Origin of the sequence: Rhizobium sp. SRDI969 (genome assembly GCF_025152725.1) — a bacterium.
GTDB classification, from domain to species: domain Bacteria; phylum Pseudomonadota; class Alphaproteobacteria; order Rhizobiales; family Rhizobiaceae; genus Rhizobium; species Rhizobium leguminosarum_I.
On record NZ_CP104036.1, the window covers coordinates 89,666 to 107,849 of the forward strand.

Annotated in this window: 20 protein-coding genes; 11 read left to right on the forward strand and 9 right to left on the reverse strand. The window is 60.1% G+C overall.

Features of this window, described 5'->3' with window-relative positions; translation table 11 throughout:
- Window positions 1–213 precede the first annotated feature (213 nt).
- The 9 genes from N2A41_RS24605 (at window position 214) to N2A41_RS24645 (ending at window position 6,597) form a co-directional block, all read left to right on the forward strand.
- Window positions 214–447, forward strand: a complete 234-nt coding sequence (locus N2A41_RS24605; protein WP_017967811.1) for a BrnA antitoxin family protein — start codon at window positions 214–216, stop codon at window positions 445–447.
- Window positions 448–486: 39 nt separating this feature from the next.
- The gene (locus tag N2A41_RS24610; RefSeq protein WP_245268437.1) at window positions 487–849 is read left to right on the forward strand and encodes a hypothetical protein; all 363 of its coding nucleotides are present in this window, start codon (window positions 487–489) and stop codon (window positions 847–849) included.
- A 152-nt stretch (window positions 850–1,001) separates the two neighbouring features.
- Window positions 1,002–1,523, forward strand: a complete 522-nt coding sequence (locus N2A41_RS24615; protein ID WP_026154531.1) for a DUF4142 domain-containing protein — start codon at window positions 1,002–1,004, stop codon at window positions 1,521–1,523.
- A gap of 8 nt (window positions 1,524–1,531) precedes the next feature.
- Window positions 1,532–1,852 (forward strand): cupredoxin domain-containing protein, encoded by a 321-nt coding sequence (locus tag N2A41_RS24620; RefSeq protein ID WP_017967809.1) that lies wholly within the window; start codon window positions 1,532–1,534, stop codon window positions 1,850–1,852.
- 41 nt (window positions 1,853–1,893) lie between these two features.
- Window positions 1,894–2,607 (forward strand): RNA polymerase sigma factor, encoded by a 714-nt coding sequence (locus tag N2A41_RS24625; protein ID WP_017967808.1) that lies wholly within the window; start codon window positions 1,894–1,896, stop codon window positions 2,605–2,607.
- Between the two features lie 399 nt (window positions 2,608–3,006).
- Entirely contained in the window at window positions 3,007–4,368 is a 1,362-nt protein-coding gene (locus tag N2A41_RS24630) for a TadE/TadG family type IV pilus assembly protein (protein WP_017967806.1), read from the forward strand.
- The gene (locus tag N2A41_RS24635) at window positions 4,365–4,895 is read left to right on the forward strand and encodes a TadE/TadG family type IV pilus assembly protein (protein WP_017967805.1); all 531 of its coding nucleotides are present in this window, start codon (window positions 4,365–4,367) and stop codon (window positions 4,893–4,895) included. The genes N2A41_RS24630 and N2A41_RS24635 overlap by 4 nt, the downstream gene beginning before the upstream one ends.
- Window position 4,896: 1 nt before the next feature.
- Window positions 4,897–5,478 carry a TadE/TadG family type IV pilus assembly protein gene (locus N2A41_RS24640; RefSeq protein ID WP_017967804.1) on the forward strand — a complete coding sequence of 194 codons (582 nt, stop codon included), beginning with the start codon at window positions 4,897–4,899 and terminating at the stop codon, window positions 5,476–5,478.
- A 336-nt stretch (window positions 5,479–5,814) separates the two neighbouring features.
- Entirely contained in the window at window positions 5,815–6,597 is a 783-nt protein-coding gene (locus N2A41_RS24645) for a pyrroline-5-carboxylate reductase (RefSeq protein WP_260111324.1), read from the forward strand.
- On the opposite strand, the gene N2A41_RS24650 is transcribed toward N2A41_RS24645, so the two are convergent.
- The gene (locus N2A41_RS24650; protein ID WP_017967802.1) at window positions 6,594–7,142 is read right to left on the reverse strand and encodes a cupin domain-containing protein; all 549 of its coding nucleotides are present in this window, start codon (window positions 7,140–7,142) and stop codon (window positions 6,594–6,596) included. The genes N2A41_RS24645 and N2A41_RS24650 overlap by 4 nt on opposite strands.
- Before the next feature lie 142 nt (window positions 7,143–7,284).
- Here N2A41_RS24650 and N2A41_RS24655 point away from each other — a divergent pair, with 142 nt between their 5' ends.
- Window positions 7,285–8,619, forward strand: a complete 1,335-nt coding sequence (locus N2A41_RS24655) for an aspartate aminotransferase family protein (RefSeq protein ID WP_017967801.1) — start codon at window positions 7,285–7,287, stop codon at window positions 8,617–8,619.
- Window positions 8,620–8,697: 78 nt separating this feature from the next.
- On the opposite strand, the gene N2A41_RS24660 is transcribed toward N2A41_RS24655, so the two are convergent.
- The 3 genes from N2A41_RS24660 to alr form a co-directional block, all read right to left on the reverse strand.
- A complete protein-coding gene (locus N2A41_RS24660) occupies window positions 8,698–9,720 on the reverse strand; it encodes a helix-turn-helix transcriptional regulator (RefSeq protein ID WP_017967800.1) in 1,023 nt (340 codons plus the stop codon).
- A 75-nt stretch (window positions 9,721–9,795) separates the two neighbouring features.
- The gene (locus tag N2A41_RS24665) at window positions 9,796–11,046 is read right to left on the reverse strand and encodes a D-amino acid dehydrogenase (protein ID WP_017967799.1); all 1,251 of its coding nucleotides are present in this window, start codon (window positions 11,044–11,046) and stop codon (window positions 9,796–9,798) included.
- Between the two features lie 29 nt (window positions 11,047–11,075).
- Complete coding sequence (alr, locus tag N2A41_RS24670) at window positions 11,076–12,209, reverse strand: alanine racemase (RefSeq protein WP_017967798.1); 1,134 nt, start codon at window positions 12,207–12,209, stop codon at window positions 11,076–11,078.
- A 126-nt stretch (window positions 12,210–12,335) separates the two neighbouring features.
- Between alr and N2A41_RS24675 the strand changes: the two genes are divergently transcribed.
- A complete protein-coding gene (locus tag N2A41_RS24675) occupies window positions 12,336–12,800 on the forward strand; it encodes an Lrp/AsnC family transcriptional regulator (protein WP_170255508.1) in 465 nt (154 codons plus the stop codon).
- Window positions 12,801–12,887: 87 nt separating this feature from the next.
- On the opposite strand, the gene N2A41_RS24680 is transcribed toward N2A41_RS24675, so the two are convergent.
- From N2A41_RS24680 to N2A41_RS24700, 5 genes are all read right to left on the reverse strand, one after another.
- Window positions 12,888–13,922 carry an L-idonate 5-dehydrogenase gene (locus tag N2A41_RS24680; RefSeq protein WP_026154530.1) on the reverse strand — a complete coding sequence of 345 codons (1,035 nt, stop codon included), beginning with the start codon at window positions 13,920–13,922 and terminating at the stop codon, window positions 12,888–12,890.
- A 10-nt stretch (window positions 13,923–13,932) separates the two neighbouring features.
- Entirely contained in the window at window positions 13,933–15,339 is a 1,407-nt protein-coding gene (locus N2A41_RS24685) for a TRAP transporter large permease (RefSeq protein WP_017967795.1), read from the reverse strand.
- A gap of 4 nt (window positions 15,340–15,343) precedes the next feature.
- Window positions 15,344–15,916 carry a TRAP transporter small permease gene (locus N2A41_RS24690; protein WP_017967794.1) on the reverse strand — a complete coding sequence of 191 codons (573 nt, stop codon included), beginning with the start codon at window positions 15,914–15,916 and terminating at the stop codon, window positions 15,344–15,346.
- Window positions 15,917–16,188: 272 nt separating this feature from the next.
- Complete coding sequence (locus N2A41_RS24695) at window positions 16,189–17,163, reverse strand: sialic acid TRAP transporter substrate-binding protein SiaP (protein ID WP_017967793.1); 975 nt, start codon at window positions 17,161–17,163, stop codon at window positions 16,189–16,191.
- A 23-nt stretch (window positions 17,164–17,186) separates the two neighbouring features.
- Window positions 17,187–17,945 (reverse strand): FadR/GntR family transcriptional regulator, encoded by a 759-nt coding sequence (locus N2A41_RS24700; RefSeq protein WP_017967792.1) that lies wholly within the window; start codon window positions 17,943–17,945, stop codon window positions 17,187–17,189.
- Window positions 17,946–18,184 lie beyond the last annotated feature (239 nt).

An 18,184-nucleotide genomic window follows, 5' to 3' on the forward strand; every position in this document is an offset into this window, starting at 1 on the left:
CCCTTTGATACGTCGCCGCCAGGCCTTCACGATGCTGACGGGGGAGCCAGGACCAGACATCGCTCCATACGACGACCTGTCGCCCGGCACGCCGGCGACCGAGCAGGTCGGCTAAATCGCCCTCTCGTAAAACAAGATATATAGTCGACGAAGCGGCCGACATCACGTATGCCGCTCACACGTCGCTCCGATAGACAATAGAAAGTGACAACCATGGCAAACCCGCCTCGCCGACCTGTCAATCCAATGGATGCTGCCGAAGCATTGTTCAAACCCGCGAAGAAGAAGGCGGAACAAGCTGTTGAGCGGCCAGCATTGCCAAATGTCAAGGAGCTTGTTTCGCTCAAGATCGACAGTGATGTGCTTGCCTTTTTCCAGGAAAATGGCGCTGGCTGGCAGGATCGTATCAACGATACGTTGCGCGCTGCGATGAAGAACGGTCTCTGACCTGTTGCACCATCTGGTACGCCACGGGTGGTCGCTGTGATGCCGAATGCACTGCACCGGCTACTCCGCGGCAGCGTCGTACATGTTCTCTTCGCCTTTTTGGCAATGGGCAGCTGGGCGGTTTTTGCCAACCGCGCGCACGCCATGCCATTGCCACTCTATGCCGGCCTTGTGCAGGGTACGATATCCGCCTGCCTGACGCTTTTCCCGAAATCCGTCATCGACTGGCTTTCAAAGCGCTTCGTCGGATCCATGCGATTTTGGGCGCCGCCTCTCATTGCCTGTATCGGCTCAGCCAGCAAACGCCAGATCCGGCAAGCTGACGCGACGCTTCTCTACGGGGCGAAAGATCTGCATCATAACCACGCCATCGTGCTTCAGCGCTTTCTCGGCAAAGGCTGACGCGTCGGCGACCGACATTGATGACAAGCGCCCTTTCCGTGTCCGAAATTTCCGGGAACCTTTTCGACAAACCTGCATCCAACGTTCGCTTCCGAAGGCGCATCACCGTTGCCGCCGGAAGGCATTCGGTCACGACACAAGGGAGACAGATCATGTTGAAACGAATTCTCGGCGCCACCCTGATGGCGGCATCGCTCGGCACGGCTTCGATCGCCGCCGACGCCAAGCCGACCGATCCTCAGATCGCCCACGTCGCCTATACGGCAGGGCAGATCGATGTCACGGCAGCAGAGCAGGCGCTGAAGAAAAGCAAGAATGCCGAAGTCATCGCTTTCGCCAAAACCATGGAGCGCGACCACAAGGCCGTCAACGACCAGGCGCTCGCCCTCGTCAAGAAGCTGAAAGTGACACCCGAAGACAACCCGGTCAGCCAGTCCCTGTCGACACAGGCGAATAAGGAACTGAAGACGCTGGAGACACTCAAAGGCGCAGCATTCGACAAGGCTTATGTCGAAAACGAAGTTGCCTATCACAAGTCGGTCAACGACGCGCTTGCCAACACCTTGATCCCTTCGGCGCAGAATAAAGAGCTCAAATCGCTGCTGGAAACGGGCCTGACCCTGTTCAAGGAACATCAGGTGCATGCCGAGCATCTGGCTTCGATGATCAAATAGGCTTAGGAATGGGCTCGCTCATGAAATCGCTTCCGCTGCTGTCTGTGCTGCTTTGGGCGGGCAACGGGGTTGCATCGGCGACGGAGTATCAGATCACCATCGCGGGCATGAAATTCGGCTCGCCGCCTGCCGAGCTGCATGTCGGCGATGTGATCGTCTGGAAAAACGATGATATATTCCGGCACTCGGCAACCGCTCGCGACAAGAGCTTCGATGTCGACCTGCCGCCGAAATCGGAAGGCCGGATGACGATCGGCGAAGCGGGAGCGATCGATTTCTATTGTCGTTTTCATCCCGCGATGACGGGCAAACTGGAGGTTCGGCCGTAGGCCGGGCTTCAATCGAACAGGTAAGCAGGTGGAGAATTTCCATGGCAGCCATTCCAGCTCCGGCGGGGCAACATCGGCAGCAGACGTCGACACTGTCCGACGCCGATCTGGTGCCGCTGGCGAAAATGGGCGACGAGTCCGCCGTCCGAACCATCGTGCAGCGGCACAATCAGCGTCTGTTCCGCACCGCGCGCGCCGTCATCCGCAATGATTGGGAAGCTGAAGATGTCGTCCAGGCGGCCTACACCAAGGCTTTCACCAATCTCGCGGCATTCCGCGGCGAGGCGCAACTCTCGACGTGGCTGACCCGCATTACGCTCAACGAGGCGCTCGGCCGTGTGCGGGCCCGAAAGAACACCACTGGGCTCGAGGAAATCGACATGCAGACGACGGCGCCGGGTGGCGAAGTGTTACAGTTTCCGTCCTCTCTGTCTGCAACCGACCCGGAAACCGAGCTGTCCAGAAGCCAGGCGCGGCATCTCCTCGAAAACGCGGTCGACGAACTCCCCGATGATTTTCGCGCCGTCTTCGTGCTGCGGGATGTCGAGGGCATGAGCACGGAGGAGGCCGCATCTTATCTCGGCATAAGGCCCGAAACGGCCAAGACCCGACTGCACCGGGCGCGCAAGATGATGCGACAGTCGATCGAAAGGAAGCTTTCCGGAGCATTCTCGGCGCTGTTCCCGTTCGATGGCGCCCGTTGCGCCTACATGGCCGATCGCGTCATTGCCGCCCTGCACGACGACACCCGATGATGACTCGCAGTATCGACGGGAGAAATGCTCTGGCCTCAAGCGTCTGGATCGCCGGCCTCGTCGGCCTGTCTTTCGTGCGATAGTAGTAGAAAGAGAAAACCTGCTGCCAGCACGCTGATCTGCTTGGATAGCTCAGGCTTTCGAATGAAACCGCTGGAGAGGAAGCGCATGGGCGCGGGCGTATCCCCGCTTGCGGCTTACTCACACATCCGGATCCCCGTCGAATGAAAGAGATGATGTGTCACGCCGCGACTATCCATAATTCGCAGACATATACAATATGCGCACGAAACAATGCGTCGACAGTCCGCGTTCTGCCGGAAAATGCAAAAATTAACAGAGACTTAAGCAATTCGGATACTTCTCGCACGTTAGTATGACTTATGTGACGGTGGTTTCTTGCGCTCGGGTCTTTCACATTCACTTGCTCGGATCTTCAAAGCTCTTCGCGGTCTCGGAAGAGACAGAGGCGGCAATGTTGCGATCGTCGTTGCGCTCACCCTGGTGCCGATGATCGTCGCAGTCGGCGCGAGTTTTGACTACATCAGGACCTACAATGTCCGGCAGAGGATGCAGAGCGACCTAGACACGGCGCTGATCGCTGCAGTCAAAGAGATCGATACCGACGACACCGTCGCTCTCAAGCAAAAGGTTTCCGACTGGTTCCATGCGCAGGTGGAAAACAGCTATGCGCTTGGCGACATCGACATCGATACATCAAACCATAAGATCACGGCGACGGCGAGCGGCACGGTTCCGACGACGCTGATGAAGATCGCCAACATCGATACCGTTCCCGTGAGTGTGGCAAGCGCCGTCAAGGGGCCGGCAACCTCCTATCTCAATGTCTATATTGTCATCGACACTTCCCCGTCGATGCTTCTGGCGGCAACAACGGCCGGCCAGTCGACCATGTATTCCGGCATCGGATGCCAATTCGCCTGCCACACGGGCGATGCGCACACTGTCGGCAAGACGAAATATTCCAACAATTACGAATACAGCGCGGCCAAGAACATAAAGCTGCGCGCCGATGTCGCCGGCGACGCCGTCAAGGACGTGCTCGCCTTGATCGATACGTCCGACAGCAATCACCAACGCATCAAGGTCGGAATGTATAGCCTTGGCGATACCCTCACGGAAGTTCTGACCCCGACGCTCAGCACCGACACGGCGCGCAATCGCCTTGCAGACGCAAGCTACGGTCTCACCAGCGCGACCTCGAAGGCAGCCACCTATTTTGACGTCTCCCTCGCGACGCTCAAGCAGAAAGTCGGCACCGGCGGCGACGGAACCTCCTCGAACTCGCCGCTCAAGCTGGTTCTCCTGCTGACGGATGGCGTCCAGTCGCAGCGCGAATGGGTGACCGACAAGGTCACATGGTCGAACAACAAGGCAATTTCCGGGGCATACTGGAACAAGGTGGCGCCTCTCAATCCAGCTTGGTGCGCTTACCTTAAAGACCAGTCCGCCACCATGGCGGTTCTCTATACCGAATACCTGCCGCTCACGTCTGATTGGGGCTACAACGCAACCGTCGGGTCGACCATGGCCAGCGCCAACTGGAAGGGCACCTATGGTGGCACCATGCAAAGTGCCGTGTCGACCAGCATCACGAGACGCGACTACATTCCCTATGCGCTTTCGGATTGCGCATCGTCCAAGAGCCTGTTCATATCAGCATCGTCGTCAGCCGAGATCACCGCAGGCCTGTCGGCGCTTTTCACCCAATACCTCGCATCCGTCAGGCTGACCCAATGAGGCGAGGGAAACGCTTTACACCGTTGCACCGCCTGATTGGCGATCGCAAAGGGGTCGCAGCGATCGAATTTGCGATCCTGGCTTTGCCGCTCTTCATCATGATCTTCGGCATTATCGAAGTGTCGCTGATGTTCTTCGTCAACTCGGCGCTCGACGCTTCGGTGCACAAGATCTCGCGAATGATCCGCACCGGCGAGGTTGCGTCCTCCAAGCTCACGCTGGCCGATTTCAAGGCCAGGATTTGCAACGACATGCTTCTGTCGTTCAGCTGTTCCAGCGATCTCCTGGTCAACGTGAACGTGCTCTCCGACCTCTCGTCCGCCGCCAGCGGCGATCCCATTGACGACAGCGGCAATCTCACGGTCACCGAGACCTACGATATCGGCAAGGGCAGCGATTACATCCTGGTTCAGACGTTCCTGCCATGGACGGCCGTCGTCAATTTTTTCAGCCTTTCGAGCGCCAAGCTTTCGGACGGCCGCTACCTGCTTGGATCTTCCGTTCTGTTCCGCAACGAGCCTTTCTGACATGATGAAACGGAGCCTGTCCTTCTTCCGCTTCGCCCGATCCCGCGCCGGTGATCTCATGCGCAACCGCTCGGCGGCCTCGGGCGTGGAATTCGCGCTCGTGTTGCCGATCCTGGTGATGCTCCTGTTCGGCACAGTTGATCTTGGCCATGCACTGACGGTCAGCCGGAAGATAGATGAGATTGCCTCTTCAACCGGCGACATGATTTCGCAGCAGGGCTCCTGGACGAAGTCCGACGTCGCCAAGCTTCTCTCTGGCGCCAGCTTCATCCTGCAGCCCTATGAGACGACTGGGCTGACGATCACGCTGGCCGTGGACGATATCGCCACGAGCGGCAGCGCGACGGTCAACTGGTCCGCAGCGCTCAACACCTCCGCCCTTAACACCGGCTCGGCGAGCACGATCGAGGTCCCTTCGGAGATCCAGGATGACGGCGTACAGGTCGTGTTGACCAGGGTGCAATACACATTGACGACGCCGGTCTCGGCATTCTTTTCAAACTTCACCGGGCAGAATGGCTACAGCTTCGATCGCCATTACTTCAATCGCCCGAGGGTCGGCGACAAGATCACTTACAAGTAAGCTCCAGGAACTGTCGAATGAGCTGGAGGCCCGCGCAGCTGCGATGATCACTATCGCCTTTGCGGATCGACCGTTCCGTCAGTCCGGCATGCAGCCAGCGAGCTCAACGTCCCCTTTCCAACCACGGCTTCCGCGAGTTTATCGAGATCGGGATCGTCTGACCGCCGCTTATACCCGGCTTTGGGACAGACCGCATTGACCCGGAGGCTGTCGGGTGCATAGTCGCTGGCGAGGTTCTGGTTGCAAGCGGCAACCCCGCCCTATGTCGTCTTATAGGCGATTTGGCTCGGCGCTGGGCTGTCGCGCAAGGCCCGCTGCGGACTGCGGAGTAATGAAATGAAAATCGATAGTATCGGCTTCGTCGGAACCGGCGCAATTACCGAGGCCATGGTTCGCGGGCTTCTCACTGAGCCGGCCTATGCCTCCGAAATTCACGTGTCGCCCCGAAGCGCTCACATCGCCGCGACGCTGGCCGACGAATTCGCCACTGTCAGAATTGCCAAGGACAATCAGGACGTCGTCGAGCACAGCGACGTGGTGTTCCTGGCAATACGGCCGCAGGTCGCCGAGGAGGTCGTGCGCGCACTATCGTTCAGGGATGGCCAAATGGTCGTCAGCCTCGTTGCGGCGACGGAGCGCCGGGCGCTCTCCGAATGGATCGGCTCCGACGTGCATCTGGTGCAGGCGATCCCCCTGCCCTTCGTCGCAGACCGGCAAGGCGTCACCGCCGTCTATCCGCCTGATACCACTGTCGCAGCGCTGTTCGATGCGCTCGGAACGGCTGTCCAATGCCAATCGAGGAACGAATATGATCTTCTCGCCGCTGCAAGCGCAATGATGTCGACCTATTTCGGCATCATGGAGCAGGTTGCGCTCTGGCTGGAAAGAAGCGGCCTCGAAAAGGCGAAGGGACAAGCCTACATTGCCCCGCTCTTTGCAAGCCTCGCGCAGAAAGCAAACAGCCCCGGCAACGAACCATTCAGCGCGCTGAGCCGGGAATTTGCCACCAAGGGCGGACTGAACGAGCAGGTTTTCTCAGACTTCGAGAAGAAGGGCGGCCTTGTCGCGCTGACCGCCGCACTCGATGGCGTGCTTGCCCGCATCGAGGGCAGGAACTAGAAAGTCGGCGGCGTGCAGGCGCTGATGACCTCGCAGGGCACCGGTCCGACGCAGCGGAAGCGGTGCGGGCGCCGGCTTTCGAAATAGTAGGCATCGCCCGCTCCAAGGATACGCCGCTCGTCATCGACCGTCACCTCGAGCCTTCCCGAGAGCACGATCCCGCCCTCCTCCCCCTCGTGAACAAGGGGAACCTTTCCGGTGTCGGCGCCCGGCTGATAGCATTCCTTGAGAATTTGCAGGCTGCGCCCGAACAGGTTTTCCCCGACCTGCCTGTAGGAGATGGCGCCCTTGCCGATCTCCACCAGCTCCTCGGCCGCATAGAAGGCCTTCCTGGGACGCTCGGGCTCGAAGGCGAAGAACTCCGCCAGACCGATGGGGATGCCGTCCAGGATTCGCTTCAAGGCCCCGACCGACGGGTTGGAGGCGTTCGATTCAATTAGCGAGATCGTCGAATTGGGCACGCCGGTGCGCTTGGCGAGCTCACGCTGGGAAAGCTTATGGGCGAAGCGGAGATGGCGAAGGCGGCTGCCGATGTCGACTGACATGATACGGTTCGTTTGCGTTGTCCAGAATAGCCAAAACTATACCTTTCCATTTGTTGGATTCAATAACTTGCAGAGACAAAGAAAAGGACTTGTTTGAAAGGGAGAAATTGCCATTCTCGGCGCATTCCCAAAGGAGGCCAGGATGGACCAGCTCAGCACAACAAACGCGCCCGTACTTGAAAATTTCTGGATGCCGTTCACTGCGAACCGGCAATTCAAGGCCACGCCGCGCCTTCTGGCAGCCGCGGAGGGCATGTACTACACCGACATCGATGGAAATCAGGTGCTTGATGGCACGGCCGGGCTCTGGTGCTGCAATGCCGGCCACGGCCGCAAGAAGATCGCCCATGCCGTCGAGCGACAGCTTGCAACGCTGGACTATGCGCCGACCTTTCAGATGGGGCATCCGATCGCCTTCGACTTCGCCTCGAAATTGGCTGCGAACGCGCCGGGCGGTCCTGACGCCAAGCTCGACAGGATCTTCTTCACCGGCTCGGGCTCGGAATCGGTCGATACGGCGCTCAAGATCGCCATCGCCTATCAGCGGGCGATCGGCCAAGGCACCCGCACGCGGATCATCGGGCGCGAGAAGGGCTATCATGGCGTCGGGTTCGGCGGCATTTCCGTCGGCGGTCTCGTCAACAACCGGCGGGTCTTCCCGCAAATACCGGCCGACCACATGCGCCACACGCTCGACGTCGAGCGCAATGCGTTTTCAAAGGGCCTTCCCCAACACGGCGTCGAACTGGCGGACGATCTCGAGCGCCTGGTGCAACTGCACGGCGCCGAAACCATCGCGGCTGTTATCGTCGAGCCGATGTCGGGATCGGCGGGCGTGGTTTTGCCGGCGAAAGGCTATCTGGAGAAGCTGCGGGCAACCGCCGACAAGCACGGCATTCTGCTGATCTTCGACGAGGTCATCACCGGCTTCGGGCGTCTCGGTACTCCTTTTGCGACCGACTATTTCGGCGTCGTGCCTGATCTGATCACTACGGCAAAGGGCATCACCAACGGCACGATCCCGATGGGCGCGGTCTTTGCCAACCGCAAGGTCTATGACGGCCTGATGGTCGGACCTGATAACGCGATCGAACTCTTCCATGGCTACACCTATTCCGGCCATCCGGTAGCCTGCGCTGCCGGGCTCGCTACTCTGGAGATCTACGAGGAGGAAGGCCTGTTGACCCGCGCAGCCGATTTGGCCGAGTATTGGCAGGAGGCGCTCCATTCGCTGAAAGGCCTGCCTCATGTCGTCGACATCCGCAATCTCGGACTGGTTGGCGCTGTCGAACTGGCTCCTCGTGACGGCGCGCCGGGGGCCCGCGCCTACGAAATCTTCGTTGACTGCTTCAACAAGGGCCTGCTGATCCGGGTGACCGGTGACATTATCGCCCTCTCCCCGCCGCTCATTATCGAGAAAACCCAGATCGACACGATCGTTTCGATCCTCGGCGATGCTTTGAAGCGCGCGGCATAGATCCGAGTGCAGCTTCCGTCGGCGATCGGATGTCTGGTCGATCGCCTGACGGAACCATCCGGCACACCGAGATAGAGCTCAGCGCTTCAAGGTCTGTGACGGCAGCTGGCCGAAGCGCTTCCTGTATTCGGCCGCAAATCGCCCCGGATGCGTAAAGCCCCATCTCAGCGCGACGTCGGCGATGGCCTGCCTCTCATCGGATTCGAGCAAATCGCGATGGGCGGCGGCCATCCGAAGGTCCTGCAGATAGGACATCGGGGTCGTCTTCCTGAACTGCCGGAAACCCTGTTGCAAGGTCCGGACGCTGACTTTGGCCGCTATCGCGATATCGTTGAGCGAAATCGGCTCGGCGATGTGTTCCTGCATGAAGTCGATCGCCCATTTCACATGGCGCGGAGCCGGCCCAGGAGCAGGAAGCGCAAGCTCGTTGGAATAACGATTGGGGCAGGATTCCAGAAGCAGATAGATCGCCGCGTCGCAGAGTAAGCTGGCGGCCAACGGCGCCCGTTGCAACGGTCCGTTGCCGCTGAGACCACGATGCAAGCTCGAAACAATTTGCTGCAATACAAGCCCCGGGCCGCTCGTCAGATCGATGTGCGGATGAAAGTCGATGTCGCCGCTGATCGTTCTCTCAAACATATGCGTGAGGTGACTGACGATCTTCGCCTGATCGACGAACAGGCCGAAATGACGGCGCGGCCCAAACAGGCGGGCACCGGCGGCGCGACCTGCCTCCAGAATGGTACCACGGGCTGGAACCGAATAGATTTGCTCCCGCATGCCCTCGAAAGATGCGGTTCCTTCCACCGGCAGAAAAACGATCATCCTGTCGCTGGGCGCCTCCCTCCTGATCAGGATTGTGCCTTCGTAGGTGCAGTCGGCTACGGTTACCTCTTCACCGACGGAGACAAAATTGCAGCGGTAAGCAATCGGCATATTGCCTTCGGCGGCAACCTTGATCGGGGAGTTCGGCGTCGACAATATTTCCGAGAGCTCGTCCGGGTCTGTTCCGCTGTGTGCCGTCTCCCGAATTAACATGCCCTGCTCCGCCAGCTGTCGGGTGAGGCCGCCGTTGTTCCGGATACGAGAATTGACCGACATTCGGGACCTCCGATGTACACAATGATAGCGGTTTTGCGCAATCATGCTCGTCTTGTTTGCGTTGCCAGGCCGCTTTCAGCCGTAGCGGCTGATCGCGAGGTCCTTCGCATCGATTTCCGGCCGTCCCCCGCTGACGAGATCGCCGATGAGGCGCGCCGAACCGGTGCTCATGGTCCAGCCGAGCGTGCCGTGACCGGTATTGAGATAAAGGCCGGCAATCTTGGTCGCGCCGATGACCGGCGTGCCATCGGGCGTCATCGGACGCAGGCCGGACCAGAAGGAGGCCTTGGAAATATCGCCGCCGGGGAAGAGATCGGTGACCGAATGTTCCAGCGTGCTGCGGCGGGCGAGGCCAAGATCATTTGTATAGCCTGATATTTCAGCCATGCCGCCGACACGGATGCGGTCGCCGAGCCGGGTGATCGCGATCTTGTAGGTCTCGTCCATGACGGTCGATTCCGGCGCGCGTGATGCATCGGTGATCGGGATGGTGAGCGAATAGCCCTTAACGGGATAGACCGGCAGCCGAATGCCGAGCGGCTTGAGCAGCAGCGGCGAATAACTGCCGAGCGCGACCACCACCGCCTCCGCGTTCATCCGCTCACGATCGGTGATGATCCCACTCACGCGGCCGGCCTCGACATCAAGCGCCTTGATCGTCGTCCCGTAAGCGAAATAGACGCCGAGTGCCTCGGCTTTGGCCGCCAGCGCATTGGTGAACTTGAAGCAATCGCCGGTTTCGTCCTTCGGCGTCAACAGGCCGCCGACAATCTTGTCGCGCACGTGCTTGAGCGCCGGTTCGAAGCGGATGCAGCCGTCCCGGTCCAGCACCTCATAGGGAATGCCGTCAGCAGCCAGCGCCTTGACATCCTTTGCCGAGGCATCGAGTTGCTGCTCAGTGCGGAACAGCTGCAGGGTTCCCTGCATGCGTTCGTCATAGGCAATGCCGGTCTCGGCGCGAAGATCGGCCAGCGCGATGCGGCTGTAATCGGCAAGGCGCAGCATGCGGCTCTTGTTGATCGCGTAGCGCTCGGACGTGCAGTTCGACAGCATCCTGGCCATCCAGGAGAGCATGGCCATGTCGAGTTTCGGGCGCAGGATGAGCGGCGCGTGCTTCATGAACAGCCATTTCATGGCCTTCATGGGAATGCCGGGCGCGGCCCATGGCGAGCAATAGCCGAAGGAGACTTCGCCGGCATTGGCAAAGCTCGTCTCCAGCGCCGGACCCGGCTGCCGGTCGACGACCGTGACCTCATGGCCTGATTTGGCCAGCTGATAAGCGGATGTGACGCCGACGATGCCGGCTCCTAGAACGATGACCTTCATGGTGTTCCCAATGATGGAGCCGCCGGCTCTTAGCGATATTGCCTGTCGTAACGATCGCCCAGGCCGGTTAGGATTTCGTATGAAATGGTGCCGGCGTCGCGCGCAATGTCTTCGAGCGTCTGATGGCGGCCAAGCACTTCGACGAGACTGCCGAAGGTCAGCGCCCCTTCGGGCAGTGCTGATATGTCGACGGTCGCGCTGTCCATCGACACGCGGCCGACGATCGGCAGGCGAATGCCCTTGAAATAGATGGCGCCACGGTCGCTGAGGCTCCGCGGCAGGCCATCGGCATAGCCTGCGGCAATGGTGGCGAGACGCGTTTCCCGTTGCGTGACATGCGCGCCGCCATAACCGACTTTCGTCGCCGCCAGCACGGTGCGCGTCTGCACGACGGCGACATCAAGGCTGACGACCGGCTCCATCGGGTTCTTCTCGCCGGCATTCGGAGCGCCGCCATAAAGCGCGATGCCCGGGCGGGCAAGCACGCCGTGATAGGCCTCGCCTAAAAAAACGCCGCCGGAATTCGCCAAGGAAATATCGAAGCCGGGAAACTCAGCGGCGATGCGGGACATCTCGGCAAACTGCTCGCCGTTCTGCTCGCTGTCCACGTCATCGGCCGAAGCGAGATGGCTCATGATGAACAGGATTTCGACATTGCTGCCATCGCGAAGGGCTTCCGCCAACTCAGCTCGTTCTTCCTTTGGAAAACCGAGCCGCGACATCCCGGTGTCGAATTGCAGGACGGCCGGCCGGCAGCGCTTCAGAATGCGCGCAGCCGCTGACCACTGCCGCCACTGCGCCAGCGAGTTGAGAACCGGGACGATGCCCATCTCGGCGCAGGCGATCTCGTTGCCCGGCTGCAAGCCGTTCAGCACGAAAATCTGGGCATCGCGCGCAAGGGTCGGCCGGAGCCTCACGGCCTCGACAAACTGGGCGACGAAGAAATGCCTGCAACCTTCACTGTAAAGCGTTCTTCCGACCCGTTCGGCGCCGAGACCATAGGCATCGGCCTTGACGACGGCCCCAGCGCGGACCGGTGCCAGCATCGATACGAGCTTGCGATAGTTACGGCCGAGGGCGGCAAGATCGATCGTCAGATAGCCCGTGGCTCCCTGCGCGGTCGTCGCGGTGCGTGTGCGGGAAGCCAAAATATCGCTATCCATGTCCACCTCTTTTTGATTTCAAGGAATTTATGAAATAATGAGCGAAATTGCCGATCATTCAGCAGTCGATTATTGTGTGATTTGCCTATTTCCCGCATAATCGATGAACATTTGGAACGATCTCTCATGCCCGCTCTCGACGCGATCGATCGCAATATCCTGAGACTGCTGCGCCTCGACGCTCGCATGAGCAATGCCAAGCTCGCCGCAGAGATCGGTCTCTCTCCATCGGCCTGTCTCAGGCGCATCAAGATCATGGAAAAATCAGGCGTGATCCGCGGCTATACGGTGCTGGTAGACACCGGCAATGCGGATGAGATGATCGCCGTGATCATCAACATCACTCTCGAACGGCAAACGGAGGACTATCTCGACCGGCTCGAGGCGGCGGTTCGCCGGCATCCCGAGATCCGGGAATGTTTTCTGATGACGGGCGGTTCGGACTACCTGCTGCGCGTGGAGGTCGCCAGTGCCGGCGAGTTCGAGCGGATCCACAAAGAGATTCTGTCGACCTTGCCCGGTGTCCTCAGGATTCATTCCAGCTTCTCGATCCGCAATGTTCTGGCGACGCGCACGAGGGGCAGGCGCTGAACCGCGATCACCAAGCGGCCCAACCGCCTGCCAATAAGAGCCGATCTTCTGTTCCGCTCCGCCGACGGACCGGCCCGGTACGGCGCTCTAAAACGTCAGCTGCACCTTGCAGGCGGCCGTACGGTCCCCAGCGAGAGTGAAGGCTGCGGTGGCTTCCTCGAGCGGCAGGCTGTGGCTGATGATCGGCCGCACGTCGATCTTGCGGCTGGAGATCAGCTCGACGGCAGTGCCGAACTCCTCGTGGAAGCGCTGCGTTCCGTGGAGTTGAAGCTCCTTGCCGACGATCGCGTTGAGAGGGATCGGCACGTCTCCTGTGACGCCGACCTGCACGATGGTTCCGCGCGGCCTGATGGCGGCAATCGCGCCGCGGATGGCCGGGGCGGCGGCCGAGCATTCGAAGACGAGATCGAAATAGCCCTTTCCCGCCTCGAATTCCGCAAACGCGGGGGCATCCTTGGAAACATTGATCGTGCGGGTGGCGCCCATCGCTTTTGCCCGGTCCAGCGCCGCATCAGCGAGATCGGTCACCATGATCTCGCTGGCGCCATGATAGGAGGCGGCGGCAACCATTAGGGCGCCGATCGGGCCGGCGCCGGTGACCAGCACCCGTTTGCCTGTGATATCTCCAGCCCGCGATACCGCGTGCAGGCAGACGGATAGCGGCTCGCTGCAGGCCGCTTCCGCTGCAGTTGTCGCAACTCCGACGGCAAAGCACTGCTTGGCCGGCACCACAAGCCATTCCCGGAACATCCCCTGCTCATGCGGCAGGCGCATCGCGCTGCCCATGAAGCGCATTTCCAGGCAGTGGATCGGCATGTTTTTCTCACAATATTCGCAATGTCCGCAGGGTTGGCTGGGATTGACCGCCACCAGCGTCCCGGCCTTCAGGTCGACCCGCTCGCCCGTCTGGCTCACGGTTCCCGATGCCTCGTGGCCGGGTATGATCGGCTCGCGAACCCTGACCGGCCCGAAGCCGCCATCCTGATAATAATGCAGGTCGGAGCCGCAAATTCCTGCCGCGGCCATTTTAAGAAGCACCTCGCCGGGACCAGGGGCCGCAACCGTTTCGGTCTCGATCCTGAGATCGCCCTTTTGGTAAAGCCGTGCCAGACGTGTCCGCATCGTGTCCATCCTATCTCAACAGTCCAAGCTGCTGCGGCAGCCACAGCGATACCGCGGGCACGAAGGTGATCAGGATCAGCGCCAGGAAGAGCGGCACCAGCCAGGGCAAGATCGCCATCGTGGTGCGTTCGACGGAGAGTTTCGCAACCCTCGACAACACGAAAAGCACCATGCCGAGCGGCGGGTGCAACAGGCCGATCATCAGGTTCAACGTCATGATGAGACCGAACTGGACGGGATCGATCCCGAATTTCAGGACGATCGGCAGAAGGATCGGCACGAGGATGGTGATGGCCGCGATCGTATCCAGGAAGCAGCCGACGAAGAGCATCAAGAGGTTCACGAGGATCAGGAAAACCCATTTGTTGTCGGTGATCGACAGGATCGCATCGGACAGCAGCTGTGCCGCCTGGCTCACCGTGAGCAACCATGCGAAGACCGAAGCCGCAGTGACGATGAAGAGAACGGATGCCGTCGTCTCGATCGTATCGAAGCTTGCCTTGGCGAGCGTCGAGGGCGTCATCGTACGGTAACGCACCAGACCGAGGAACAGGGACCAGAGGACGGCAGCGACGGCGGCCTCCGTCGGCGTGAACCAGCCCATCGTCATGCCGCCGATCAGGATGACGGGCGTCATCAGCGCCATGACCGCGGAAAAGCGGAAATACCAGTCGAGGGCAAGAAGCAGGACAAGGGCAATGCCCGCCGCAACATTCATCGATACGCCCGCCTGCATCAGCAGATAGATGGCAAGCGGCACCGCCAGGACGACGACGATTTCCATTCCCGCCGACAGGAGTTCTCTAACATTAAACGGCGCGTCCGAGCCCCAGCGCTTCTTATAAGCAAAGGCGGCGACGGTGATCATCATTAGCAGCGTCATGACGATGCCGGGCAAGATGCCCGCCATGAAGAGAGCGCCGATCGAGACGTTCGCCATCATGCCGTAGATCACGAAAGGCAGCGACGGCGGGAAGATCGGGCCGAGCGTGGCAGACGCCGCCGTTACGCCGACCGCCGCCTCAACCGGATAGCCGTGGTCCTTCATCGCCTTGATCTCGATCGTGCCGATACCGGCTGCATCGGCGAGCGCAGTGCCTGACATGCCGGAGAAGATGACCGAACCGATGATGTTGACTTGCGCGAGACCACCCTTCATCCAGCCTACGAGAGCCACCGCAAAGGAATAGATGCGGCCGGTGACACCGGCCGAGTTCATCAGATTGCCAGCGAGGATAAAGAACGGCACAGCGAGCAGCGGGAAGCTTTCGACGCCGGCAATCATCCGCTGGGCAACGATGATGTCGGGGGCAACGCCGTAAAGGACGATGTAGAGCACCGATGCGACAGCCATCGAAATGGCGACGGGCACCCCGATCAGCATCAGAACTAGAAACGAGCCAAGAAGCAGCAGCATCGGTTCAACCCTCGATCGTCTGGAATTCTTCGGGGCGCTCCAGGACGGAGTAGCCACGGCGCATGTTGGCGATGAAGACGATGACCGCACGGATCAGCATCAACACGAAAGCGACGAGAACGCTGTAGAAAACGATGTTGCGCGGCAGGTCGACGGTGACCATCTGCTCGTCCGCGACGATGTCGACGTAACGCCACATCAGGTGGCAGCCATAGGCGAAGAAGCCGATGCGGACGATATCGACGAAAGTGGCGAGCACGCGCGCCAGACCTGCCGGCATATAGTGATAGAATACATCCACCTGGATATGCCGCGACGTGCGTACGCACATGACGGAACCGAGAAAGACGACACCGATCAGGCAGTTGATCGCGATCTCCTCGGTCCATGCGTAGCTGTCGTTCAGCACATAGCGCGTAAAGAACTGCAGGAAGACGCAGCCGGCCATCAGCCAGAAGACCAGCAGCGTGATCCAGTCCTCGATGGCGTAATCCGAGACGTTTGCGGTCGGCGCCTGCCCTTCGAACTCGTGACCGATTTCTTCGGCCGTGATTTGCGTATGAATTTCTTGCGACATGATCGGCCTGTTCCGGTTGGGGAAGAAGGAGCGCGCGTGGCCGCGCCCTTCAGTTGTCGACAAACATCGTCCTTTGCTCGGCGTGACCTCGGCTCGGTGAGCGCCATTCCTGCCCTCATCCGGCTGCCGCAACCTTCTCCCCGCCAGCGGGGAGAAGGGACATGCCGCGCCGGTCTTCAAGCCTCAGCGCTGACATTTGGCACGTCCCCTCTCCCCGTCTAAACGGCGAGAGGGTTAGGGTGAGGGCATCACGAAAAGGTGGCTTACGGGCTTTACTGGATCGCGCGAATTGCTTCCCAATCGGCCTTCTCGTAGCCGAAATCCTCGAATTTGACCTTTTCCATTACGGTCTTTTCGAAATCGGCTTTGTCGACTTCAGTGACATTCAGGCCCTTTTCCTTGAAGGTCGCAATCAGGCTGTTTTCCTTGCCGGCGATCGTCTTGCTCGTGCGCTCGGCGGCCTCCTGCATGACCTCGCCGAATATCTTCTTGTCCTCGTCGGAAAGGCTCGCCCACCGCGTCTTCGAGATCACGGTATTGAGGTGGTCGACGATGTGGCCGGTGAGGATGATGTTCTTCTGGACTTCGTAGAACTTCTTCGCCTCGATTGTCGTCAGCGGGTTTTCCTGCGCCTCGACCGTACCGTTCTGCAAAGCGAGATAGACTTCGGCAAAGGCGATCGGCGTTGTGTTGGCACCGCAGGCGCGCGGCATGGCGAGATAGGCCGGAACGTCAGGCACCCGGATCTTCAGGCCCTGCATATCGGCGCATTTGGCAATCGGCTTGTTCGATGTCGTATGGCGCGTGCCGTAATAGCTGACGGCAGCGATGTGGTTGCCGGTCTTGTCTTCATAGCCTTTGGCAAGACGCTTGAAGACATCGCTCTTTGTGTAGGCGATCAGGTGATCGGGACCGCGGAAGATATAAGGGAAGTAAGTCACACCGATCGGCTTGTAGTCGCGTGCCGCAAAGCTCGATCCCGAGATGATGATGTCGACCGTCCCGAGCTTGAGGCCTTGGTTGATGTCGGCTTCCTTGCCGAGCTGCGAGGCCGGATAGACCTCGATCTTGTAGCGCCCGTCGGTGCGCTTGTTGATCTCTTCCGCGGCCCAGACGGAATCCGTGTGGAAGGGCTCTGACGTTTCATAGACATGCGCCCATTTCAGCACTGTCTGGGCATGGGCGATCGCGCTGCTCGCCATGATCGCGGCTGCAGTGCAAAGTATCGTTGCCAGTCTGCTTTTCATTGCTCTCTCCTCCCGAGCTTGGGTTAAGTCTTGGCAGTTCCTTTCGGCGGCCGCTTGTTGCGTCCGCTCTCCTCTTCCTCCGAGAACTCCTCCCCGAAGCTCTCGGAAAACCTCTTCTGCGACATGGTGAGATGGGCGCGCATGGCCGCCTTGGCGCCGGCTGCATCCCCGGCCGCGATCGCGTCGCGAATGGCCCGATGCTCGTCCAATGCCCTGCGCCAGGTCGTCGGCCCCTCGAAGTGGCTGGCAAGCCTTGCGAAATAGGGGGTCATGCGCATGTCGAACATCTCGCCCGTCACCCGGATCAATGTCGCGTTTCCCACGATGGCAGCAATTCCGGTGTGGAAAGCGCGATCGGCATCGAGCACCGCGATTGCATCGTTGACCACGCCACTCATACGCGTCAGAGCTTCATCGAGCAGAGCGATGTCATCCGGTTTGGCGCGGCCTGCAGCTTCTTCGGCGATGGCGCATTCGATGAGGGCGCGCGCCTGCAGCAGCTCGAAAGGTCCCTCTACAGGCTCACGTTCGGCGCCTGCGACGATTGCGGCATTCTGGCGTATCACATAGATCCCGGATCCCATGCGGATGTTGACAAGACCTTCGACCTCCAGGACGATCAATGCCTCGCGGACGGTGGGACGTGAAACCGAGAGTTGCTCGGCCAGGTCGCGCTCGGCCGGCAGCCGTTGACCGACAGCAAGTTCGCCGCTCGCGATCATCAACCGGATCTGATCTGCGACCTGCCGGTAAAGGCGGCGTGATTCAACAGGCGAAAACATGATAGCCTCCCCAGCGGACTTTTCCTCAAATCCCGCAGCTGGTCAACTGGCCTGACCAATTGATCTACCGGTATCATTCACCGAGGGGTGCGTCAATGCGCCGCGCAAAAATGCTCCTTGGGACGAGTCATGGCCACGTCCGGTGCGCTCGGCGGAGAAACCATGCCGCTGAAGGCGGCAGAGACGAAGCGGCGGCTAACTCTTCCCCGCGGACGAATACGGTTTGATGCAGGAGCCCG